The sequence below is a fragment of the Salinilacihabitans rarus genome (genome assembly GCF_024296665.1).
GTDB classification, from domain to species: Archaea; Halobacteriota; Halobacteria; order Halobacteriales; family Natrialbaceae; genus Salinilacihabitans; species Salinilacihabitans rarus.
In genome coordinates, this window is sequence record NZ_CP100762.1 from 2,387,574 (window position 1) to 2,408,626 (window position 21,053).

The 21,053-nt window shown below is 70.7% G+C and carries 20 protein-coding genes; 13 read left to right on the forward strand and 7 right to left on the reverse strand.

What is annotated here, in order from left to right:
- Window position 1: 1 nt before the first annotated feature.
- Window positions 2-1,159 (forward strand): HD domain-containing protein, encoded by a 1,158-nt coding sequence (locus NKG98_RS12475; protein WP_254766247.1) that lies wholly within the window; start codon window positions 2-4, stop codon window positions 1,157-1,159.
- Between the two features lie 171 nt (window positions 1,160-1,330).
- Here NKG98_RS12475 and NKG98_RS12480 read toward each other — a convergent pair whose 3' ends face one another.
- Together NKG98_RS12480 and alaS are read right to left on the reverse strand one after the other, a co-directional pair.
- A complete protein-coding gene (locus tag NKG98_RS12480) occupies window positions 1,331-1,804 on the reverse strand; it encodes a hypothetical protein (RefSeq protein ID WP_254766248.1) in 474 nt (157 codons plus the stop codon).
- Between the two features lie 47 nt (window positions 1,805-1,851).
- The gene (gene alaS / locus NKG98_RS12485) at window positions 1,852-4,626 is read right to left on the reverse strand and encodes an alanine--tRNA ligase (RefSeq protein WP_254766249.1); all 2,775 of its coding nucleotides are present in this window, start codon (window positions 4,624-4,626) and stop codon (window positions 1,852-1,854) included.
- A 172-nt stretch (window positions 4,627-4,798) separates the two neighbouring features.
- On the opposite strand from alaS, the gene NKG98_RS12490 reads away from it, so the two are divergent.
- Both NKG98_RS12490 and NKG98_RS12495 read left to right on the forward strand, forming a co-directional pair.
- On the forward strand, window positions 4,799-5,308 hold the full coding sequence (locus NKG98_RS12490; protein ID WP_254766250.1) for a TspO/MBR family protein: 510 nt from the start codon (window positions 4,799-4,801) through the stop codon (window positions 5,306-5,308).
- 103 nt (window positions 5,309-5,411) lie between these two features.
- Entirely contained in the window at window positions 5,412-7,832 is a 2,421-nt protein-coding gene (locus NKG98_RS12495; protein ID WP_254766251.1) for a GAF domain-containing protein, read from the forward strand.
- 1 nt (window position 7,833) lies between these two features.
- Here NKG98_RS12495 and NKG98_RS12500 read toward each other — a convergent pair whose 3' ends face one another.
- The gene (locus NKG98_RS12500; RefSeq protein ID WP_254766252.1) at window positions 7,834-8,823 is read right to left on the reverse strand and encodes a replication factor C small subunit; all 990 of its coding nucleotides are present in this window, start codon (window positions 8,821-8,823) and stop codon (window positions 7,834-7,836) included.
- A gap of 211 nt (window positions 8,824-9,034) precedes the next feature.
- Here NKG98_RS12500 and tenA point away from each other — a divergent pair, with 211 nt between their 5' ends.
- The 7 genes from tenA (at window position 9,035) to NKG98_RS12535 (ending at window position 12,726) form a co-directional block, all read left to right on the forward strand.
- Window positions 9,035-9,694: a thiaminase II gene (gene tenA, locus NKG98_RS12505; RefSeq protein ID WP_254766253.1), complete on the forward strand. Its 660-nt coding sequence runs from the start codon at window positions 9,035-9,037 to the stop codon at window positions 9,692-9,694.
- On the forward strand, window positions 9,691-10,146 hold the full coding sequence (locus NKG98_RS12510) for a TenA family protein (RefSeq protein ID WP_254766254.1): 456 nt from the start codon (window positions 9,691-9,693) through the stop codon (window positions 10,144-10,146). The genes tenA and NKG98_RS12510 overlap by 4 nt, the downstream gene beginning before the upstream one ends.
- 100 nt (window positions 10,147-10,246) lie before the next feature.
- Window positions 10,247-11,350: a bactofilin family protein gene (locus tag NKG98_RS12515; RefSeq protein ID WP_254766255.1), complete on the forward strand. Its 1,104-nt coding sequence runs from the start codon at window positions 10,247-10,249 to the stop codon at window positions 11,348-11,350.
- 55 nt (window positions 11,351-11,405) lie between these two features.
- Complete coding sequence (samp2, locus tag NKG98_RS12520; protein ID WP_254766256.1) at window positions 11,406-11,636, forward strand: ubiquitin-like small modifier protein SAMP2; 231 nt, start codon at window positions 11,406-11,408, stop codon at window positions 11,634-11,636.
- A 69-nt stretch (window positions 11,637-11,705) separates the two neighbouring features.
- Window positions 11,706-11,885, forward strand: a complete 180-nt coding sequence (locus tag NKG98_RS12525; RefSeq protein ID WP_254766257.1) for a hypothetical protein — start codon at window positions 11,706-11,708, stop codon at window positions 11,883-11,885.
- A 1-nt stretch (window position 11,886) separates the two neighbouring features.
- A complete protein-coding gene (locus NKG98_RS12530) occupies window positions 11,887-12,270 on the forward strand; it encodes a GNAT family N-acetyltransferase (protein WP_254766258.1) in 384 nt (127 codons plus the stop codon).
- A gap of 99 nt (window positions 12,271-12,369) precedes the next feature.
- Window positions 12,370-12,726 (forward strand): hypothetical protein, encoded by a 357-nt coding sequence (locus NKG98_RS12535; RefSeq protein ID WP_254766259.1) that lies wholly within the window; start codon window positions 12,370-12,372, stop codon window positions 12,724-12,726.
- A 7-nt stretch (window positions 12,727-12,733) separates the two neighbouring features.
- Here the strand turns inward: NKG98_RS12535 and NKG98_RS12540 are convergent, their stop codons facing one another.
- The gene (locus tag NKG98_RS12540; RefSeq protein WP_254766260.1) at window positions 12,734-14,077 is read right to left on the reverse strand and encodes a tryptophanase; all 1,344 of its coding nucleotides are present in this window, start codon (window positions 14,075-14,077) and stop codon (window positions 12,734-12,736) included.
- A gap of 151 nt (window positions 14,078-14,228) precedes the next feature.
- Entirely contained in the window at window positions 14,229-14,708 is a 480-nt protein-coding gene (locus tag NKG98_RS12545) for a hypothetical protein (RefSeq protein ID WP_254766261.1), read from the reverse strand.
- Between the two features lie 109 nt (window positions 14,709-14,817).
- Between NKG98_RS12545 and NKG98_RS12550 the strand changes: the two genes are divergently transcribed.
- Complete coding sequence (locus NKG98_RS12550; RefSeq protein WP_254766262.1) at window positions 14,818-16,440, forward strand: long-chain fatty acid--CoA ligase; 1,623 nt, start codon at window positions 14,818-14,820, stop codon at window positions 16,438-16,440.
- A gap of 103 nt (window positions 16,441-16,543) precedes the next feature.
- Here NKG98_RS12550 and NKG98_RS12555 read toward each other — a convergent pair whose 3' ends face one another.
- Complete coding sequence (locus NKG98_RS12555) at window positions 16,544-17,722, reverse strand: aspartate kinase (RefSeq protein ID WP_254766263.1); 1,179 nt, start codon at window positions 17,720-17,722, stop codon at window positions 16,544-16,546.
- Between the two features lie 213 nt (window positions 17,723-17,935).
- Here NKG98_RS12555 and NKG98_RS12560 point away from each other — a divergent pair, with 213 nt between their 5' ends.
- Complete coding sequence (locus NKG98_RS12560) at window positions 17,936-18,385, forward strand: hypothetical protein (protein WP_254766264.1); 450 nt, start codon at window positions 17,936-17,938, stop codon at window positions 18,383-18,385.
- On the opposite strand, the gene NKG98_RS12565 is transcribed toward NKG98_RS12560, so the two are convergent.
- On the reverse strand, window positions 18,386-19,999 hold the full coding sequence (locus NKG98_RS12565; RefSeq protein WP_254766265.1) for a DNA-directed DNA polymerase II small subunit: 1,614 nt from the start codon (window positions 19,997-19,999) through the stop codon (window positions 18,386-18,388).
- 92 nt (window positions 20,000-20,091) lie between these two features.
- Between NKG98_RS12565 and NKG98_RS12570 the strand changes: the two genes are divergently transcribed.
- Window positions 20,092-21,048: a S26 family signal peptidase gene (locus NKG98_RS12570; protein ID WP_254766266.1), complete on the forward strand. Its 957-nt coding sequence runs from the start codon at window positions 20,092-20,094 to the stop codon at window positions 21,046-21,048.
- Window positions 21,049-21,053: the final 5 nt, after the last annotated feature.

Here is a 21,053-nt window from a genome sequence, read left to right on the forward strand (position 1 = left end):
TATGCGAGCGATCAAGGACGCCGTCCACGGCTACGTCGAGGTCGACGGCGTCGCCCGCGACCTCCTCGACACCGCGGCGGTCCAGCGGCTCCGCCACGTCAAACAGCTCTCGACGGTCCGACTCGTCTACCCCTCGGCGAACCACACCCGCTTCGAGCACAGCCTCGGCGTCTACCACCTCGCCCGGCGGGTCCTCGACGGCCTCGGGGTCGACGGCGCGCGCGCGGACGCCGTCGGCGCGGCCGCCCTGTTGCACGACGTCGGCCACGGCCCGTACGGCCACCAGACCGAGGGCGTCATCGAGCGCCGCCTCGGCCGCCACCACGACGACGTCGACCACCTGCTCGCCGACGGCGAACTCGCGGCCGTCCTCGAATCCCACGGCGTCGACGCGGGGGCCGTCGCCGACCTGATCGCCGGCGAGGGCCGGTTCGGCCAGCTGGTCTCGGGCGACCTCGACGTCGACCGCACCGACTACCTCGTCCGCGACGCCCACCACACGGGGGTGCCGTACGGCACCGTCGACCCCGGGCGGCTGGTCCGTGCGCTCCGGTTCGTCGACGACGACCTCGTGCTGGGAGAGGGCAACGTCGCCACCGCCGAGAGCCTGCTGGTCGCGCGGGCGCTGATGAACGCCACCGTCTACCGCCACCACGTCTCCCGGATCGCCGGCTCGATGCTCGAACGCGCCGCCGAGGCCCTGCTCGACGCGACCGGCCTCGACGCCGAGCGCTTCGCCCGGATGACCGACGCCGAGTTGCTGGCGGCGCTGCGAGAGTGCGAGGCGACCGCCGACGTCGCGGCGCGACTCGCCGAGCGTCGGCTGTACAAGCGCGCGGTCTGGGCCGAACTCGACGCCGTCCCCGCGTGGCTGCTCGACGCCGACCACGAGGAGGTCCGCGCCCTCGAACGCGAGGTCGCCGCGGAGGCGGGCGTCGACGGGCGCGCGGTGGTGATCGACTGCCCCGGCCGCCCGAGCATGCCCGAGACGGAGACGCGAGTCGTCGTCGGCGGCGAGGTGCGTCGCCTCCGCGAGCAGTCGCCGCTGGTCGAGGGGTTGCAGGCGGCCCAGCGCGCCCAGTGGCGGTTCGGCGTCTACGCGCCGGCCGACGCCGCGGACGCCGTCGGCGACGCGGCGAGCGCACTGCTCGACGCGTGAAAATCGACGCGCGCCCGGACGGACCCGCTCTACGTACCGGGCGCGGCCGCGAAGTCGGCCCGTCTCGGGTACCCCTACCCAGTGACAGGCAATCGTGCGACTTGTTGCCAAGATACATAGGACTGTCGGCCCGTCTCACGCGCCGAGAACGAACGCGCCCGCCGCGGGCGCTCACTCCTCGCCGTCCGACCCCGCGAGGCGGCGACGGATCGCCGCCGCGTCGTCGAGGTAGCGCCACTCGACGGCGGCCCACGCGCAGACGGCGAGGCCGACCCCCGCGGTCAGGTACGCGCCGACGGCGGGGACGAACGTCGACCCCCACCGGGTCGACAGCGCGAGGCCGTGCGACGCCGCCACGAGCGCGAGAAGGAGGCCACACAGCGCCGTGACCGCCGCCAGCACGTGCGGGGCCGCGCGGCCGACGACCGCGACGAGCGCCGGCGCGAGCAGGAGGACCAGGAGGACGGGGAGCGCGAACGCCCCGACCGTCTCGACGCCCGCGCCCATCCCCGCGAGGTAGACGTCGGGGACGACCTCGGCCTCCGGGTTCACCCGCGTCCACGGGAGCGCGAGGCCGGCGAGCGCCGCGACCGTCGCGAGCGCCCGGGGGACGAACACGCACAGCAGGTGGCGACGGAGCGACATCTACTCGACGGTGCGGCGAGCGTCGGATAAACGTTCTGAAGCGCCGATCAGGCGTCGAGCACCTGCCGGAGCACGTCCGGGGCGTCGTCGAGCGCGTCGTCGAGGGCGTCCGCGTCGGGGCCCCCGCCCTGAGCGAAGTCCGGGGGGCCGCCCCCGCCGCCGCCGACCTTCGCGGCGAGTTCGCCGACGACCTCGCCGGCGTTGACGCCCGCGCCGTCGGGGACGGCGACGACGAACTGCGCGCCGTCGGCGCCGCTTCCGAGGACGGCGATCTTGCCGTCCTCGACGAGGGCGTTGGCGGTCGCGCGGAGTTCGTCCATGTCGGCGTCGATGCGCTGGACGACCGCGGTCGCGTCGCCGACGTCGACCTCCTCGCCGCCAGCGCCGCCGCCCGCGCGGGCCGCGGCGAGTTGCTCTTTGAGGTCCTCGATCTCCTTGCCGCGGGCCTTCCACTCCTCGAAGAAGCGCTCGGCGGTGTCGGGGACCTCCTCGGGGGAGACGTCGAGGGTCTCCGCGGCCTCGTAGAGGGCGTCCTCCGTGCGCTGGGTGGCGTCGATCGCGGCCTCGCCGGCGGCGAACGTGATGCGCTCGACGCCGTCCTGGACGCGCTCGGTCGAGCGGACCTTGATCGCGCCGATGTCGCCGGTGCGCGCGACGTGGGTGCCCCCGCAGGCCTGCACGTCCTCGGCGACGTGGATCAGCCGGATGTTGGTCCCCGGCGGGATACCCCCCTGGTAGAGGTCGAAGCCGTGCTCGGCCTCGGCCTCGTGGCGGTGGGGCCACTCCTGGGTGACCGTCGTGTTCTCCATCACGATGCCGTTTGCGACGCGCTCGATCTCCTTGACCTGCTCGCGGGAGATGCGCTCGTAGTGGCGCAGGTCGATCCGCGAACTGTCGACGCCCTTCTGGGCGCCGGCCTGCCGGACGTGCTCGCCGAGCACCTGCCGGGCGGAGTGGATGACGACGTGGGTCGCCGTGTGGTGGCGCATCAACTGACGCCGACGGCCGGCGTCGATCTTCCCCCTGACGAACTCGCCTTTCCCGGGGTTCTCGTCGGTCCGGTGGAGGATGACGTCGTCCTCGATCTGGACGTCGCGTACCTCGACGGTCGTCTCGTCGGTCGCGAGCGTCCCCCGGTCGGCCGGCTGACCGCCGCCCTCGGGGTAGAACATCGTCTGGTCCAAGACGACGTCGTAGCCGTCTTCGCGCTCGAAGACGTCGAGGACGACCGCCTCGAACTCCGTGCGCTGCTGGTCGTCGTAGTAGAGTTTCTCCGTCTCGGGGAGGTCGTCGAAGCGCTCGTCCTCGTCCTCCGTGGCGGTTTCGAGCGCCTCGTCGGCGTCGTGGCGCTCGGCGACGAGGCTGTAGAAGTCGTCCGGCACCTCGACGTCGGCGCCGTGTTCGGCGGCGATCTCCTCGACCATGTCCGGCTGGATGCCGTGGCTGTCGTAGAGTTCGATCAGTTCCGCCGTCGGGATCGGCTCCTCGCGCTCGGCGTACTCCTCGGCGAGGGCCTCGACGCGGCGGCCGCCGCGTTCGAGCGTCTCGCGGTACTTCTCGACCTCCGTGCGGACGACGTCGCGGATCGTGTCGCGGTTCTCGTAGTCGAGGCGCTCTGCCTGCATGTCGACGAGTTCGTCCAGCGGCGCGTCGACGCCGACCGTGTCACAGAGCCGCTTCGTCCGCCGGAGCACCATCCGCGCGAGGTAGCCCGTCCCGACGTTCGAGGGGACGATGCCGTCGCCGAGCATGTACGCGAGGGTGCGACAGTGGTCGGCGATGGCGTAGATCGACTCGAGGGGCACCATCAGCGTCTCGAGTTCCCCGCGGTCGACGTCGAGTTCCGCGGCGATGTCGCCGCGGGCGGTCTCCATGTCCTCGGCCTCGTCGATGTCCATGTACCCCGCGAGTTTCGCCGCGCGGTGGACGAGTTCGGCCTCCTCCGCGGAGTGTTCGAGCCCCGCGTTCTCCTTGAGGAAGGCGATCATGTCGGGGTAGACCGCCTCGTACACGGTCGGGGTCCCCTGGGACACCCACGTCCACCGTTCGAGGCCGTAGCCGGTGTCGACGATGTAGGTGTCCATGTACGAGTAGCGGTTCCCGTCTTTCATCTCGAACTCGCCGTCGGGGTCTTGCTCCATGGACATGAAGACCAGCGTGGCGAGTTCGACCCCGCGGAAGATGACCTCGATGGCGGGCCCGGCGTTACCGCCGCCGACCCACGGGTCCTCGATGTAGATCACTTCATCGAGGTCGACGCCCAGCGAGGCGAAGAACTCGTCGCAGTAGCGGACGGTCTCGTCCTTCCAGTAGACCTCGCCCTCGTAGGCGTACTCCTCGTCGGCGTCCTCGCGCGTGTTGAACGCGTGGTGGGCCATCATCTCGAAGGCCATCGTGTGCCGACCCGTCTTGCCGACGTTGTCGATGTCCTGCATCCGGATGCAGGGCTGGCTGATACACAGCGGGTTCGCCGGCGGCGGCGTCCGGCCCGACGTCACCAGCGGCTGGAAGTCGTAGATCGACGCCTGGGTCAACAGGACGTCGTCGCGCCAGCGGTTCGCGGCGACGGGGTAGGGCTCGATGCGCTCGTGGTCGTTCGCCTCGAAAAAGGAGAGGAACGCCTCGCGCATCTCCTCTAAGGTGTACTCCTCGTCGAAGCCCGGATTGTCGATGAACTCGTAGTCGTCGCAGGGGGGTTCCCCGCAGGTTTCCCGGTCGTGGTCGCGCGTCCAGAAGTGCGCGCCACAGGAGGGACACTCCTTGCGGACGAACCCCTCCTCCTCGAAATAGTCGAGGCGGTACTCCTCCTCCAGTTCGCTCATTGTTACGTGGTGTTGGCCGTGCAGCGGGTAAAACAGTTCCGGGATTCGGACTCCCGGGCGGGCGTTTCGCCTGCCGAGCGGCCGATCCGGCCTCGTCGCGGGCGAGCGGACGTGACGCGACCGGTCCGCTGTAGGCGATACGAATTACCGTCCTCGTGACCAACGGGGGAGTATGGAATCCTCGACGCAGACGAACGAACCGACGGGGCGCCTCCCGGACGCCCTCACGGCCCTCGCGTTCGTCGTCGCCGTCAACGTCGTCGGCGCCGTGCCGGCGCTGATCGGCGGCCCCGACACGGCGTGGTTTCGCGCGCTCGAAAAACCCGCGTTCTACCCGCCCGGGTGGCTGTTCGGCGTCGTCTGGACGGTCCTGTTCAGCCTGATGGGGCTCGCACTCTACCTCGTCGTCCGGCGCGGCCTCGACCGCGGCCCCGTCCGCCTCGCGGTCGGCCTGTTCGTCCTGCAGATGGCGTTCAACGTCGCGTGGACGCCAGCCTTCTTCGCCTTGCAGGCGCCGCTGGCGGCGCTCGGGGTGATCGCCGTCCTGTTCGTGCTGGTCGCGGCGACGGTCGCGGCCTTCGCCCGCGTCGACCGCCGGGCGGGCGCGCTGCTGGTCCCCTACCTCGCGTGGGTCGGCTTCGCGACCGTCCTGAACTACGCCATCTGGTCGCTGAACGCGTGACCGCCGCACGCGGTCGCGCCAGCGGCAAATTCTTATAACGGATGGCTGGATATTGGATACGGTACCGCGGGGCCCGACCGTCGCGGTCGGGCCTCGACAGCACATGACCGGAACGCGAACCGTTCTCTACGTCGCCGCAGTCGCCCCGGACGCAGCGACGGGAGCGGCCGCTCTCGAACGGGTCGCGCCCGAGTTCGCGGTCGACGCCGCGGCCGACCTCGCGGCGATCCGTGCGCGGGCGCCGGCGGTCGACTGCGTCGTCTTCGCCGAGACGCCGACGTCGACGGCCGGCGTGGGGTTGCTCGAAGTGGTCGACGCCTGCGAGGGGACGCCGCTGGTGCTCTACGCGGACTCGTCGTACGGCCCCGGAGCGGCCCGGGCGACCGACGGCGTCGACGGCTACGTCCGGCGCGACGCCGCCGGCGCGGTCGAACACCTCGCCGACGAGGTCGAGTGGGTCTGCCGGGACGCCGCCGCGAGCGCGCCGGCGGCCGGGCGGGACAGTCCCTCGAAGGTCACCCGGCTCCACGAGATGGCGACCCGGATCGTCGCCTGCCGGGACGAGGACCACCTGTTCGACCTCGCGATCGAGGCCGCCGACGCCGTCCTCGCGTTCGACTCCTCGTCGATCGCGACCGTCGAGGAGCGCGGCGACGGCGAGTGGCTCGTCCCCCGGGCGGTCTCCGCGAGCGGGGCGATCGACGAGACAGCACGCGAACTGCCGACCGACGAGGGGATCGCCGGCGAGACGTTCCGGACCGGGGAGTCGCTCCTCGTCGACGACGTCCGCGCCGACGAGCGCGCGACCCCCGTCGACGAGCGATTGCGCTCGTGTCTGAGCGTCCCGATCGGGGAGTACGGCGTCTTTCAGGCGATCTCGGCCGCGCCGGCCGCCTACGACGTGCGCGACCTCGAACTCGCGGAGATTCTGGCCGCACACGTCGAGGAGACCCTCGGGCGGATCCGCCTCGAAGAGCGCCTCCGCGAGCGCCGGCGGACGGTCGCGACACTCCACAAGGGGGCCGTCGCGCTCGCGGGGGCCGACTCGGAGTCGGAGGTGTTCGACCTGACCGTCGACGTCGCCGAGGAGATCCTCGAACTGGACGTCTGCTACCTCGGCCTCGTCGAGGACGGCCGGTTCGTCCCGCGCGGTCGGTCGACGTGGCCGGTCCGGGAGACCGAGGAACCGCTGTCGCTCGACTACGGCCTCATGGGCGAGAGCTACCGCACCGGCGACTCCTTCCTCGTCGGCGACGCCGAGACCGACCCCTGGACCCACGACCGCCGCGCCGGGTACCGCTCGTGTCTGACCGTCCCGATCGGGGAGTACGGCGTCTTTCAGGCGATCTCGACGGAGGTCGACGCCTTCGACGAGAGCGACCTCGAACTCGCCGAGTTGCTCTGTTCGCACGTCACGGAGGCGCTCGCGCGCTCGCGGGCCGAGGCCGAACTCGTCTCCGAGCGCGACCGCCTCTCGGCGCTGTTCGAGAACGTCCCCGAGCCGACCGTCCGGTACGAGTTCGTCGACGGCGAACCGATCGTCCGCGACGTCAACGACACCTTCGAGGCGGTGTTCGGCTACGACCGCGAGACGGTCGTCGGCGAGAACATCGACGAGTACGTCGTCCCGGCGGGCGCCGACGAGGAGGCAAAGAGGCTCAACGAGACTCTGCAGGCGGGCGAACCCCTCCAGACGGTGGGCCGGCGGATGACCGCCGACGGCGACCGGGACTTCCTGATCAACGTCGTCCCGGTCGCCGTCGGCGAGCGCAGCGTCGAGGGGTTCTCCATCTACGCCGACATCACCGACCAGAAGCGCCGCGAGCGCGAACTCGCCGCGCAAAACGAGCGTCTCGACGAGTTCGCGAGCATCGTCAGTCACGACCTGCGCAACCCGCTGAACGTCGCCCGCGGCTACCTCGAACTCGCCCGCGAGACCGGCGACGACGACCACCTCGATGAGGTCGACCGCGCCCACGAGCGGATGGGCGAACTGATCGACGCCCTGCTGTCGCTCGCGCGCCGCGGCGACGCGACCGCCGCGGCCGAACCCGTCTCGCTGCGCGACGCCGCCGAGCGGGCGTGGTGTACCGTCGAGGCCGACGGCGCGGACCTCCGCCTCGCCCCCGACGCCGACGTCGTCTTCGAGACCGACGAGACGCGGCTGGTCGACGTTCTCGAAACCTTGCTCGGGAACGCGGTCGAACACGGCGGCGAGGGCGTCACGGTGACCGTCGGCGCGACCGGCGACGGCTTCTACGTCGCCGACGACGGCCCGGGCGTCCCCGCGGGCGAGCGCGAGTCCATCTTCGAGTTCGGCTACACGACCGCGAGCGACGGCACCGGCTACGGGCTGACCGTCGTCTCGCGCATCGCCGACGCCCACGGCTGGGAGGTGCGCGTCGCGGAGAGCGAGGGCGGCGGCGCCCGCTTCGAGGTCTCCGGGGTGACCGTCGCGGACGAGGCGGATGCGGGTGAGAACGGGGATCGAGAGGGGGATCGGGAGTCGCGGACCGACCGCTGACTCACTCGTTTTCGAGCGCCAGCGCCGCCAGCATCGCCTCCAGTTGGAGGCGCTCGTTCGCGCCCTCGGTGATCCGGTAGTCGACCTCGCCGAGGCGTTCGAGCAGGCGGACCGTCGCCGTGTCGTCGAGGTCGAACTCCCAGGCCGAGCGGTGAAGCTGGTCGATGACGTCGCCGCCGGCGAGGCCGCGGTCGGACAGCAACGTCTCGAGGGTGGCGCGGGCGGCCGTGAAGTCGCCGTCGATGGCGCGCTCGACCATCTCCTCGACCTCCTCGGGGCGGGCGGTCGAGGTGATCGAGAAGACGGCCTCCTCGTCGACGACCTCGCCCATGACGGCGGCGGCCTGCAGCCCGTTGATCGCCTTGCGCATGTCGCCGGCGGCGGCGTAGACGAGCGCGTCGACGCCGTCGTCGGTCAGTTCGATCCCCTCCTCGGCGGCGATTTCGCGCACCTGCGCTTCGACGGCCTCGTCGGACAGTTGCGTGAATCGAAAGACGGCACACCGCGACTGGATGGGGTCGATGATCTGGCTGGAGTAGTTACACGAGAGGATAAAGCGGGTGTTGTGCGAGAACTGCTCCATCGTCCGGCGCAGGGCCGACTGGGCGTCGCTCGTCAGCGCGTCGGCCTCGTCTAGGAAGATGATCCGGTAGTCGTAGCCGCCGAACGACGAGCGCGCGAAGTTCTTGATCCGGTCGCGGACGACGTCGATGCCGCGCTGGTCGGAGGCGTTGAGTTCGAGGAAGTTCTCCCGCCAGTCGTCGCCGTAGATTTCGCGGGCGACGGCGACGGCCGACGCGGTCTTCCCGACGCCGGCCGGACCCGCGAACATGAGGTGGGGCAACTCGTCGCGCTCGACGTACCGCTTCAGCCGCGGGACGATGTTCTCGTGGCCCTTGACGTCGTCGAGCCGCTCCGGTCGGTACTTCTCGATCCAGACCTCGGTGCGACCCGATGTCGGCTCCGGCGCCTCGGCGTCGGCCTCGCTCATACGCGTCGAAACGGCCGGACGCAAGATAAAACGACCGAAGGACGATTCCAATCGGTCCGCGGACTGCGGTCCGCAGTCCGCGAGGCGACTCGCCGGCGGTCGTGTACGACGACACGGTGCGGGCCTCGTTTCGCGGTCCCGTTTCGCGCCGCTGGCACAACCCGGTAATACCACTAACGTATATCACCCGCCCCGCCGTACGATCGACCGCATGAGTTTCAGCGACGAACTCCTCGCCGAGGGAAGCGACATCTGGGAGGCGCAGTACGACCACCCGTTCGTCACCGAATTAGCGGACGGGACGCTCGACCCGGAAGCGTTCCGCCACTGGGTCGAACAGGACTACCGGTACCTGCTCGACTACGCTCGTACGTTCGCGATCGCGGGAACGAAGGCCCGCGACGAGGAGACGATGGCCGGCCTGCTGAACGTGGCCCACACGGTCCTCGATTACGAGATGGACCTCCACCGGGAGTTCGCGGCCGACTACGGCATCTCGCGGGAGGAACTGGAATCCACCGAGAAGGCGCCGACCTGCGTCGCCTACACGAACTTCCTCGTGCGGACCGCCCACGAGGGCACGTTACCGGAGATCGCCGCTGCGATCTATCCCTGCGGGCAGGGGTACCTCGACGTCGCCGAGCACATGGCCGAGCGAGCGACGGAGGAGCACCGCTACACGCCGTTCGTCGAGAAGTACACCAGCGAGGAGTTCCACGAGGCCGTCGACTGGATGCGCGACCTCGTCGACGACTGCGCCGGGCGAAACCCCGGCGAACGCGAGGCGATGCGCGAGGCGTTCCTGACGAGCGCGCGGCTCGAACACGCGTTCTGGGAGATGTGCTACACGCGGGAGGGGTGGGACGCGTGAGCGACGCGACGATCCACGACCGGTCCGCGTACGACCCCGATCGAGACGGTCCGTTTAGCGAGTGGCTCCGCGACCGGTCGGCCTGGACCGACGCGACCCGCCACCGGTTCGTCGAGGAGTACCGGTCCGGAACGCTCGACGACGATACGTTCGCGCGCTACCTCGTCCAGGATTACCAGTTCCTCGAAGTCGGCGCCCGCGTGACGGCCCTGGCCGCGAGCCAGGCCCACACGATGGACGAGATGGGACGGCTGTCGGACTCGCTGGCCGTGCTCACCGGCGGCGACCACGTCGTGGACGCGTTCGAGGAGTACACGGGGTGGCTGTGCGACCAGCTCGACGCGTACGGGCCGCGACTCGCGCCCGAGCGCCAGGCGCGGGTCGCCGCCATCTTCGACCGGACGGTCGACCTGGAGGCCGCGTTCTTCGACGCGGCGTACGACGGGGACTGACACGCCGTCGACGCCGCGTCGGAACGGTACGCGTGACCGTCACCGATGCGAGGGGGCTGCCACGGTATAGTATATCAGCGTCGTCGACGTGGAAGGGGACATGCGTTCCGCGAACGATCGTTCGAACCCGATCGACGTGTCCCGACGCCGACTCCTCGTGGTCGTTCTGACGGCGGTCGTCGTCCTCGGAAGCCTTCCAGGGGCGGCCCTCGCCCAGTCGGAATCCGGCGTCGGCGGGACCGTCGTCGTCGCGGAGGGAGAGACGGTCGACGAGGTCAGCGTCGTCGCCGGGACGGTGATCGTCGACGGCACCGTCACCGGCGACGTCTCCGCCCTGGCGGGCAACGTCTACGTTCGCGGGGACGTCGGCGGCGACGTCTCCGTCGCGACGGGGAACCTCGAAATCACCGGGACCGTCGAGGGCGGCGTGAGCGCCGGAGCGGGCAACGTCCTGATCGGCGAGGACGCCGTCGTCGGCGGGGCGTTCGAGGTCGGCGCCGGACAGGTAACGATCGAGGGGGAACTCGCGGGCGACGCGACGATCGGCGCCGAGACGATCACCCTCGGCGAGTCGGCGTCGGTCGGCGGCGACCTCCGGTACGGCGGCGACCTCCGGGGGAACACCGACGCGGTCGCCGGCGGGATCACCGAGGACTCGACGCTGGGCATGGAGATCGCACCGACGCTCCAGCCGTTCGCCGGGTGGGTCGTCGCCGTCTACGCGTTCGTGCTGAACCTGTTGCTCGGCGCGGCGCTGCTCGCGGTGTTCCCGCGGTTCTCCGCCGGCGTGGCGGACCGCGTCGCGACGGAGCCGCTGCGGACGGGGCTGGCCGGCCTCGGCGTGCTCGTGGGCGTCCCGCTCCTGATCGCGGCGCTCGCGATCACCATCGTCGGCATCCCCGTCGCCCTCGCCGTCGCGCTCGCGTTCGGCTTCCTCGTCTGGGTCGGGATCGTCTACGGCCGGTTCGCCGTCGCCGCGTGGCTGCTCTCGTACGCCGACGTCGACAACCGCTGGCTCGCGCTCGTCGTCGGCCTCGCCGGGGCCGCGCTGCTCGTGCGGATCCCGTTCCTCGGCGACCTCCTGAACTTCCTGATCTTCCTGCTCGGCCTCGGCGCGCTCTCGGTCGGGCTGTACGTCCGCGCCCGCGGGGGCCGCGAGCCCACCACCACCGGGCCGGAGCCCGGCGAGGGGCCGGCGATCTGACCGGCCGGGCGCGACGGGGCGACGCCCTCAAGTCGCGCCGGCCGAAACCCCGACCATGACCGCGCGCGTCACCGTCGACGTCAAGGGAGGAGGGGTCCACGAGGTCGACCTCGACGCGGTCGCTGCCGCGCGGGGCCGCGAGGAGGCGACCTACGCCGACCTGCTCGCGGAAGTCGACCTGAGCCCCCACGAGGTGAGCGTCCTCGTCGACGGCCGGCCCGTCCCGGAAGACCAGCCCGTCGAGACCGACCGCGTGACCGTCCTGCGGCTGATCAAGGGCGGGTGACGGCCCCTCGGCGCGGATCCGGCCCACCGACAGCGACTTGTCCCCGAGACGAGTACGGACGCTAGAACCGTGTGCGACCATTCCGGGGAGTGCTCGAACGGGGCGACGTGCCAACTCGTGCTCAGGAACGACCGAACCGGCCTCGAGACGGTCGAGTACTACTGCGCGGCCCACCTCCTGTTGCGGGTGTGGGAGGTCGAGCAGGACGAGGCCCTCGAAGCGGTGGGGGCCACCCGACTCCACGGGTGAGATGCGGGTCCGCGACGCCACGTCCGGGGAGGCCCTCGACGTCCGCCGGATCCTCGACGCCGCGATGCTCGAACCGGGCGACGTCGAGGCGCGGATCGCCGCCGGCGACGTCCTCGTGGCGGTCGTCGGCGACCGCCACCTCGGGGCGCTGGTGCTCGACCCCCGCGAGCGGGACCGGGGCGCCCACGTCGCGGCGGTCGCCGTCCGGCGGCGGCGTCGAAATCGGGGGGTGGGGACCGCGCTGGTCGAGCGGGCCCTCGAACGCGAGCGGCGGCTCACGGCCCGCTTCGACGAGGACGTCCGGCCGTTCTACGAGTCGCTCGGGTTCTCGATCGAACCGATCGACGACCGGCGGTACCGGGGCGTTCGACGGCTCGACGGCTGACCGAACCGCGGCGGGTCGCGGGCGAGCGACGACGGCCGGTTTCAGGTGAGGACGCGCGGTAGCAGTTTTATCAGGCGGGTCGTGGTACGTGGGTGCGCAATGGCCCTACGACGGATGCTCAGCGGCGATCCCGCCAGGAGTTCGAAGATCTACCTGGCGATCGGCGCCCTCTCGCTGGTGAAAGCGATCGCGGTCCGCGACGACCGGGAGCGGTTCCGACGGGAACTGCTCGACGCCGGCCTGTTCCTCGGGGTCGGCCTGGCGCTGCGGCGGTACAGCAAGCTCAAAGAAGAGAAACGACAGGAGTTGACCGAGGGACTGCCCGACTGGCTGGCCGGCGACGCCGAGACGGGAGCGGAGGGGCTGGCCGCCGCCGCCAGACGGCAGTTCGAGAGCGAGCCCGAACCGGAGTCGACGCTGGCCGAGCGCGCGAAGTCGGTCGTCGGCGCCCGGTAACCCGGCGTCAGCCGACGGGTTCGAGTTCGGCGGTGAAGTGGCGCAACTCGGGCATCGCCGGCTCCGTCGCGACCCGCAGTCCCGTCGCCGTCTCGGCGTTCTCGACGGCGGCGACCGCCGTCTCGACGACGTGTTCGAGGTGCTCGCGGTGGTAGGTCCGCCGCGGGAGCGCGAGGCGGACGAGTTCCGGCCGGTCGGTCCCCGGGAACGCGAAACTCCCGAGTTCGACCCCGCGGACCCCGCCCTCGCGGTAGAGGTCACAGACCAGCACCTGCCCCGGGAACTCCGCGGCCGGCAGGTGCGGGTAGATCGCCTCGGCGTCGAGGTAGACCGCGTGGCCGCCCGCCGGGGTGTAGACGGGGACGTCCGCCTCGTCGAGCATCGCGGCGAGGTCCCGGACCTGCTCGACGCGGTCCTCGACGTAGGCCTCCTCGGTGGCCTCCCGGAGGCCGACCGCCATCGCCTCCAGGTCGCGGCCGGCCATCCCGCCGTAGGTGGGAAAGCCCTCGTAGAGGATGGCCCGGCCCTTGCACCGCTCGTAGAGGTCGGCGTCGTCGGTCGCGACGAAGCCGCCGGCGTTCGCGAGGCCGTCTTTCTTGCCGCTCATCACCAGCGCGTCGGCGTAGCCGAGTTGCTCGCGGGCGATCTCGGCGACCTGCGCGTCGGCGAACTCGGCTTCGCGCTCGGCGACGAAGTAGGCGTTCTCGGCGAACCGGCAGGCGTCGATCACGAACGTCGCGTCGATCTCGTCGGCGAACTCCCGTACCCGTCGCGTGTTCTCGACGGAAACCGGCTGGCCCGCCGCCGAGTTGTTCGTGATCGTCTGGATCACGACCGGGACGGCCTCAGCGCCGACCTCGTCGACGACCTCGCGGGCGCGCTCGACCGAGAAGTTCCCCTTGAACGGGCCCTCGGCGTCGGGGTCGCGGGCGTCCGCGACCGGGCAGTCGACCGGGTCGGCGCCCTGGTTCGCGACGTGCGCGCGGGTGGTGTCGAAGTGGGTGTTGTTGAGCGCGACGTCACCGTCCGAGAGCAAGGTTCCGTAGAGGACGTTCTCGGCCCCCCGCCCCTGGTGGGCGGGGACGACGTGGGGAAAGCCCATCACGTCCGCGACGGCCGATTCGAGCCGGTGGAAGCTCTTCGACCCGGCGTAAGACTCGTCCCCGCGCAACAACGCGGCCCACTGGGCGTCGCTCATCGCGCCCGTGCCGCTGTCCGTGAGCAGGTCGACGAAGACGTCGTCGGCGTCGAGGTTGAAGACGTTGTAGCCGGCGCCCTCGAGGGCGCGCTCGCGTTCCTCCCGCGACGGCAAGCGGATGCGCTCGACCGTCTTCGACTTGTACGCGACCATACGCTACCCACGACGTCGGCCCGTTTCAATCGAATTGAGAGTTCGTGGGGGGCGACGGACCGATCCGTCCATCGCCGTCCCGAGACGTCCGTCGCTGGACGGAGTCGGGACGGCCGAGGCAGGGTCGGCCCCGGCGGGGCCGCGTGGCGGCTCAGGGCGAGCGTTCGCGGTCGGCCAGCCAGTCGAACCCGTCGGTCGACTCGCTCGACGCGCCGAACGCGTCGTCCGGGACGCGGACCGGCGTCGGGTCGGGGCCGACCAGCGTCGGTTCGTCCCCGGACCGGGACCCGCGGTCGGGGTCCCGGTCCGCGACCGCCTCGTCGACGCTCGCGCCGCCCTCGTCGACGACCACCGTGGGGTCGGAGACGACGACCCGGTCGACGGCCGGGTCGGCCGTCGACGCCTCGCTCTCGTCTTCCTCGGGGTCCGGTGCCGGCGGCTCCGCGAGGTCGGCGAACAGTTCGTCCGCGAGGGCGTCGTCGACGTCGATCTCGTCGTCCGTCGTCGGGTCGTGGTCGCCGCCCGCTTCGATCAGGTCCGCCGGGGAGTCCGCGTCGAACGCGTCGAGGACCGCGTCGGGGTCGGCCTCGACCTCCTCGAGGACCTCCCGCGCCGTCGAGTCGGTGCTCATGGGAGCCGGAGCCACGGGATCCCCCTTCGTTACGGGGTCGTTACCCGCCGCTCGCGGGGCGGCTCCGGCGGACGGCACTATTATGATAATTGATTCCAAACCACGCAGTATGGGAGGGTACGACCAAACCCTACGACCGTTCCTCTGGCGTGCGGAGCGACTGTACCCCGACCGGGAACTCGTCTCCCGGACCCACGAGGGGATCGAACGCTACACGTACGCCGAGTACGCCGACCGGACCCGGCAGTTGGCGAGCGCCCTCGAAGCCGAGGGAATCGGCGAGGGCGACCGCGTCGCCACGTTCTGCTGGAACCACCACCGGCACGCCGAGGTCTACTTCGGCGCGCCCGGCGTCGGCGGACAACTGCACACGATCAACCCGCTGCTCCCGCCGAAACACGTCCAGTACATCGTCGAGAACGCCGAAGACCGACTCGTGTTCACCGACCCGTCGCTGCTGGAGGCGCTCGAAGCCGCCTACGACCCGGACGCGTTCGAGAGCGTCGAGCGGTTCGTCGTGATGGGCTCCGAGGTCCCGGAGACGGACCTCGAACCCGTCGTCGACTACGAGTCGTTCGTCGGCGAGGGCGACGCAGACTACGAGTGGCCCGACCTCGACGAGGAGACCCCCGCCGGGATGTGCTACACCTCGGGGACCACGGGCAAGCCGAAGGGCGTCGAGTACACCCAGCAGATGCTCTGGAGCCACACGATGGCGACGCTGACCCCCCACGGACTGGGGATCGACGACTCGGACGTCGTGATGCCGGTCGTCCCGATGTTCCACGTCAACGCGTGGGGGCTGCCGTTCTCGACGACCGCCGCCGGCGCGAAACACGTCTACCCCGGCCCCTCGCCGGACCCGGCGGACCTCGCGTCCCTCATCGAGGAGGAGGGCGTCACGATCACCGCGGGCGTGCCGACCGTCTGGCTCGGCCTGCTGGAGCACCTCGAGGACAACGACGTCGACCTCTCCTCGCTCGAACGGATCGTCATCGGCGGCGCCGCCGCGCCCGAGAGCGTCATCCGCCGGTTCGACGACCTCGGCGTCGAGGTCGTCCACGCGTGGGGGATGACCGAGACGGCACCGATCGGCACCGTCGCGCACCTGAAACACGACCTCGCGGACCTCCCCGAGGGGGAGCGCGACGCGAAGCGGGCGAAACAGGGGCTGCTCGTCCCCGGCCTCGAGATGAAGGTCGTCGGCGACGACGGCGAGGAGGTGCCCTGGGACGGGGAGGCGTTCGGCGAACTGTACGTCCGCGGGCCGTGGGTGACGGACTCGTACTTCAAACGCCCCGAGGCCAACGAGTCCGACTTCGAGGGCTCGTGGCTCAAGACCGGCGACATCGTCACCGTCGACCCCGACGGCTACGTCAAGATCGTCGACCGGGCGAAAGACGTCATCAAGAGCGGCGGCGAGTGGATCTCCTCGCAGGAACTGGAGAACGCGATCATGGCCCACGACGCCGTCGCCGAGGCGTCCGTGATCGGCGTCCCCCACGAGAAGTGGCAGGAGCGCCCGGCCGCGTTCGTCGTCCGGGCCGGGGACGCAGACCCCGACGAACTGGAGGCCGACCTCGAGTCGATGATCGGTTCGGAGTACCCCGACTGGTGGTCGCCCGACGCGTTCGTCTTCGTCGACGAGATTCCCAAGACCGCGACGGGCAAGTTCGACAAGAAGACCCTGCGCGAGGAGTACGCCGACGAGTCGCTGCTGGAGGCGGAGTGATCGGCCGACCGCCGATCGACGAGCGGACGGCGCGAAACGCGACGCTCCCCGAGCGCGGCCCTCGCGCCCGGTCTGTACGCGACCCCGAGGCGGAAAACGGTCGTTAGAAGAGGTCCTGGGTGAGTTCGAGCGTCTCCTCGCGGTCGTCCCAGTCGACGAACAGGGCGACGCTGGTCGCGCTCGTGATGATGTCGTGGAGGTTGATGCGGGCCTCGGTGACCGGTTCGACGATCTCGCTTATGACCCCCGGCTGGTTGGGGAGTTCCCCGCCGGTGACGCGGATGACCGCCAGCGGCGAGTCGACGGTGACGCTGGAGAGTTCCTCGGCGGCGATGACCTCGCGGTGGAGGATGTTCTCGGCGCGCTCGGCCTCGTCCTCGTCGACGTAGAAGGTGACGCTGTCCATCCCGCTGGCGACGGCGTCGATGTTGATGTCGCTCTCGCCGAGGGCCGCCGACAGCGACTGGAAGACGCCGGGGCGGTTGCGGATCGCGCGCCCGGCGACGGTGAGGCAGGCGAGGGGCCGCTCGCGCATGTCGACGAGGTTCTCGAACTCGCCTTCGACGCTCGTCCCGCCCGAGAGCAGGTCGCCGTGCTGGTAGTGGACGACGCGGACGCCCAGTCCCCCGTCCTTGTACGACAGCGCGGAGGGGGCGACGACCTCGGCGCCGCGAAACGAGAGGTTCCGGAGTTCGTCGACGGAGATTTCCCCGACGTTGCGGGCGCCCTCGACGACGCGGGGGTCGCCGGTCATGACGCCCTCGACGTCGGTGACGATGACGACCTCGTCGGCGTCCATGTACTTGCCGAGCATGACGGCCGTCGTGTCGCTGCCGCCGCGGCCGAGCGTCGTGACCGAGCCGTCCGGCCCCTCCGCGAGGAAACCCGTGACGACGGGGACGACCGCGTCGAGGCTCTCGGCGACCTCGCGGGCGCGCCGGCGGGTCTCCGCGACGTCGACCTCGCCGTACTCGTCGGTGACGACGGGCCAGTCGGGGTGGCCGGGTTCGAGGAAGGTGGCGTCGACGTCGCGGGCCGAGAGGGCGGCCTTGAGCATCCTGACGGAGGTGCGTTCGCCCATGCTGACGATCTGGGCGCGGTCGGCCTCGTCGGCGTCGAACGTGATCTCCTCGAGGAGGTCGTCGGTGGTCGAACCCATCGCGCTGGCGACGACGGCGATCTCGTGGCCGTCCTCGACGGCGGCCGCGATCGAGTCGGCGGCGCGCTCGATTCGGTCGCCGCTGCCGAGGCTCGTCCCGCCGAACTTCGCTACGACGCGCATACGAACACCTCGCGGGCGGGTCGCGTGGCGGTGGCTTCGCTCATGTGCAGGTTCGTTACCAGAGCGGGCAGATAACTGTGTCCCTCCGCCGGATTTTTACCCGCTCCGGGCGGTTCGAGGGGTCGACGAGGCGGGATCGGGGACCGCGGGCCGACCCACGAGTCGGGACCGGCGGGCTGGTTTTATAGCTGTGGGTACCATTATCACACGCCGATGAACGTACGGGACGCCCTCGAGGCCGACGCCGACGCGCTCGCGGCGATCGCCGGCTCCCCGACCGACGTGATGCGCAACCTCGTCCACGACCGGACGGTGCGCGTCGCCGAAGACGTCGCGCGCGACGACGACGCGGCGGTGTCGGCGTCGAACTCGCAGTACGGGGAGTCGAACCCGGAGGACCTGCTCGGGTTCGTGAGCTTCGACGCGAGGGAGGACACCGTCCACGTCACCCAGATCGACGGCACCGGCGAGGCCTGCGAGCGGTTGCTCGCCGAGCCGGTGCGGTTCGCCGAGCGGGAGGGGATGGCCGTCGAGGTGCTGGTCCCGCCGGGTGACGAGAAGGTGACCGCGGCCGTCGAGGAACTGGGCTTCGAGGAACGGGGTCTCGGCCCGCGGTTCGACGGCGCGCGGACGGTCCGGTTTCGGCTGGAGCCGGGCCGCTGATCAACTGAACTTCTGGACCGTCACGTCGAGCGTGTCGAGGTCGACGATCGGGGCGTAGCCGGCGTCGGGATCGATGTTGACGCTCCTCTGGAAGTCCGTCTGGGCCTGCCAGCACCCCGAGTTGATCGCGAGCACGTTGTGGTACTTCCCGAAGCCGAGTTTGTGGACGTGGCCGGTGTGGAAGACGTCGGGCACCTCGTCGATGACGAGGTAATCTTTCTCCTCGGGGGCGAGGCGAGTGTGGCCGCCGAACTGCGGGGCGACGTGGCGTTTCTTGAGCAGGTGGTACATCGCCTCGTGGGGCTCGTCGTAGCTGGCTTTCTCCGCGGGGAGTTCGGCGATCACCTCGTCGAGCGAGACCCCGTGGTACATCAGGACGGAGACGCCCTCGACGGTGACGGTCGAGGGGTTGCTCACGATCCGGGCGTCGTGGGCGGACATGATCTCGCGCAGTTCCTCGTCGAAGCCGGGCTGGGGCTCCGCGAGTCGCACGGCGTCGTGGTTGCCCGGGATCATCACGATCTCGAGGTCGCCGGGCACCTGCTTGAGGTACTCGTTGAACGCCCGGTACTGGTCGTAGATGTCGACGATGTCGAGTTCCTCGTCCTGGTTCGGGTAGACGCCGACCCCCTCGACCATGTCGCCCGCGATCAGGAGGTACTCGACGTGCTGGGCCTGCTCCGTGTGGAGCCAGTCGGCAAACCGGTTCCAGGCGTCGTGCATGAACTCCTCGCTGCCGACGTGAACGTCGCTGATCAGCGCCGCCTGCACGTGGCGGTCGGCCGTCGACGGCTCGTGGGTCCGGGGGACGTCCGGGAAGTACATCGAGTCGACGAACGCGATCCCGGAGTCGTCCGAGAGGGTCCCCTCCATCGCGAGGGCCTCGTCGCAGAGCAACTCGTCGACGAGGTCGACGTACTCGCGGTCTTTCATCACCAGCCACGGGAACGTCCCGGTGGCGTCCTCGAGTTCGATCAGCCAGTGGCCGCTGGCGGTCGAGCGGACGTCGTTGACCAGCCCGACCATCGCGACCTCGCTGCCGCCGGGCATCGACTCGATCGACGTCGCCGGCCGGTGGTTGACCCGGCCCCGGAGCTTCGAGCCGAGACGTTCGAGGCGGTCCCGGAAGACGGAGACGAAGTCCTCGTACTCGCCCGTCCCGGTGCTCTCGCCGGTCATGTCGTTCGCGATTTCGAGCGACCGCCGGGACGGATCGCCCGACCGCTCGAACGACTCCGGACCGCCGGCGGCCGCCGCCGCGGCCGCTCCCGCCGTCGAAGACCCCCTCGTTTCAACTGGAGATTCGTTCCCGTTTTCGGGAGACGGTGTGGCGTCGGTTCCAGTCGAAACGGGGGGGTCGGCGGGCGCATCGGAGGGGGACCGTTCCGCGGGCGATGCGGCCGCGGCGGCCGCCCCGGCGTCGGCGCCGTCGAGCACCGAGCGGACGTGGTCGGTCGTGACGACGAGGCCGTCCTCGGGGGCGGCGTCGACGACGCGATCGAGGGTCCGGCCGGGGTCGTCCGCCGCGGCGATGAGCGTCACCGCCTCGCGCTCGGCGTTGTAGCCGCGGCTCGTGAGTTCCCTGACGATCCGGGCAGACCCCTCCAGTGGCACGGTATTCGCATTCACGAGCGGCGAGAAAAGGGTGGCGAATGCCGGTGGGACGAACAGAAGGTTGATTGTCGGCCCCGGCAAAGCGGGTGGCAATGAGCGGTCACGACGCCGACGGTCCCTCCGACTCGGACGACCGGACGGACCGTCGGACGGGCGACGCGGAGTCGACGGACGAACCCGGGGAGTCGCGGTCGGCCGACGCCCGATCCAACGGGGGGCTCGACCGCGGGGACTCCCGGCCGAAACCGGCGCCCTCCGCGTCCGCGCGAGACGACCCCGTCTCGATCGAGGAGGACGGCTACGTCCGCTGGTTCCTCCGGACCGACGACGGGACGGTCGTCGCGATTCGCGACGTGCTGAGCAGCGTCGCCATCGTCGCCATCATCGGCCTCGTGCTGTTCGGCGTCAGCGGCATCTGGCCGCCGCTCGTCGCCGTCGAGAGCGGGAGCATGGAGCCGCACATGTCGCGGGGGGACCTGATCTTCGTCGTCGACGAGGGTCGGTTCGTCGGCGACGGCGCCGTCGACGGCACCGGCATCGTCACCCTCGAAGACGCCGAGGACGACGGCTACGACAAGTTCGACGAACCGGGCGACGTCATCATCTTCGTTCCGAACGGGAACGAGGCAGAGACGCCGGTGATCCACCGGGCGCACTTCTGGGTGGAGGAGGGCGACAACTGGGTCGACGGGAAGGCCGAACCCGCGTTCGTCAACGGGGCGAGTTGCGACGACGTGCTGGCCTGTCCTGCCCCGCACGACGGGTTCGTCACGAAAGGCGACGCGAACCCCGGCTACGACCAGTACGCCGGCGGGGGCGGCGCACAGACCACCGTCGTCAAGCCCGAGTGGGTCACCGGCAAGGCGATGTTCCGCATCCCGTGGCTCGGGCACATCCGGCTGACGTTCGAAGATGCGGTGAACCGTCTCGAACTCACGACCGGCACCGCGGGAAGCCCGCTGGAGGAGCCGGCGACGCTCGAAGTCGGCCTCGTCGGGGCGGCAAGCGCCGTCGCGCTGATCGGCGGTCGGCGGCCCGGCCACCGGTGACCGGG

What these genes read in the sequence shown, in the direction of transcription:
- NKG98_RS12475 (WP_254766247.1), top strand. Translation starts at nt 2, where the DNA reads ATGCGAGCGATCAAGGACGCCGTCCACGGCTACGTCGAGGTCGACGGC.
- NKG98_RS12480 (WP_254766248.1), bottom strand. Translation starts at nt 1,804, where the DNA reads ATGTCGCTCCGTCGCCACCTGCTGTGCGTGTTCGTCCCCCGGGCGCTC.
- alaS (WP_254766249.1), bottom strand. Translation starts at nt 4,626, where the DNA reads ATGAGCGAACTGGAGGAGGAGTACCGCCTCGACTATTTCGAGGAGGAG.
- NKG98_RS12490 (WP_254766250.1), top strand. Translation starts at nt 4,799, where the DNA reads ATGGAATCCTCGACGCAGACGAACGAACCGACGGGGCGCCTCCCGGAC.
- NKG98_RS12495 (WP_254766251.1), top strand. Translation starts at nt 5,412, where the DNA reads ATGACCGGAACGCGAACCGTTCTCTACGTCGCCGCAGTCGCCCCGGAC.
- NKG98_RS12500 (WP_254766252.1), bottom strand. Translation starts at nt 8,823, where the DNA reads ATGAGCGAGGCCGACGCCGAGGCGCCGGAGCCGACATCGGGTCGCACC.
- tenA (WP_254766253.1), top strand. Translation starts at nt 9,035, where the DNA reads ATGAGTTTCAGCGACGAACTCCTCGCCGAGGGAAGCGACATCTGGGAG.
- NKG98_RS12515 (WP_254766255.1), top strand. Translation starts at nt 10,247, where the DNA reads ATGCGTTCCGCGAACGATCGTTCGAACCCGATCGACGTGTCCCGACGC.
- samp2 (WP_254766256.1), top strand. Translation starts at nt 11,406, where the DNA reads ATGACCGCGCGCGTCACCGTCGACGTCAAGGGAGGAGGGGTCCACGAG.
- NKG98_RS12530 (WP_254766258.1), top strand. Translation starts at nt 11,887, where the DNA reads ATGCGGGTCCGCGACGCCACGTCCGGGGAGGCCCTCGACGTCCGCCGG.
- NKG98_RS12535 (WP_254766259.1), top strand. Translation starts at nt 12,370, where the DNA reads ATGGCCCTACGACGGATGCTCAGCGGCGATCCCGCCAGGAGTTCGAAG.
- NKG98_RS12540 (WP_254766260.1), bottom strand. Translation starts at nt 14,077, where the DNA reads ATGGTCGCGTACAAGTCGAAGACGGTCGAGCGCATCCGCTTGCCGTCG.
- NKG98_RS12545 (WP_254766261.1), bottom strand. Translation starts at nt 14,708, where the DNA reads ATGAGCACCGACTCGACGGCGCGGGAGGTCCTCGAGGAGGTCGAGGCC.
- NKG98_RS12550 (WP_254766262.1), top strand. Translation starts at nt 14,818, where the DNA reads ATGGGAGGGTACGACCAAACCCTACGACCGTTCCTCTGGCGTGCGGAG.
- NKG98_RS12555 (WP_254766263.1), bottom strand. Translation starts at nt 17,722, where the DNA reads ATGCGCGTCGTAGCGAAGTTCGGCGGGACGAGCCTCGGCAGCGGCGAC.
- NKG98_RS12560 (WP_254766264.1), top strand. Translation starts at nt 17,936, where the DNA reads ATGAACGTACGGGACGCCCTCGAGGCCGACGCCGACGCGCTCGCGGCG.
- NKG98_RS12570 (WP_254766266.1), top strand. Translation starts at nt 20,092, where the DNA reads ATGAGCGGTCACGACGCCGACGGTCCCTCCGACTCGGACGACCGGACG.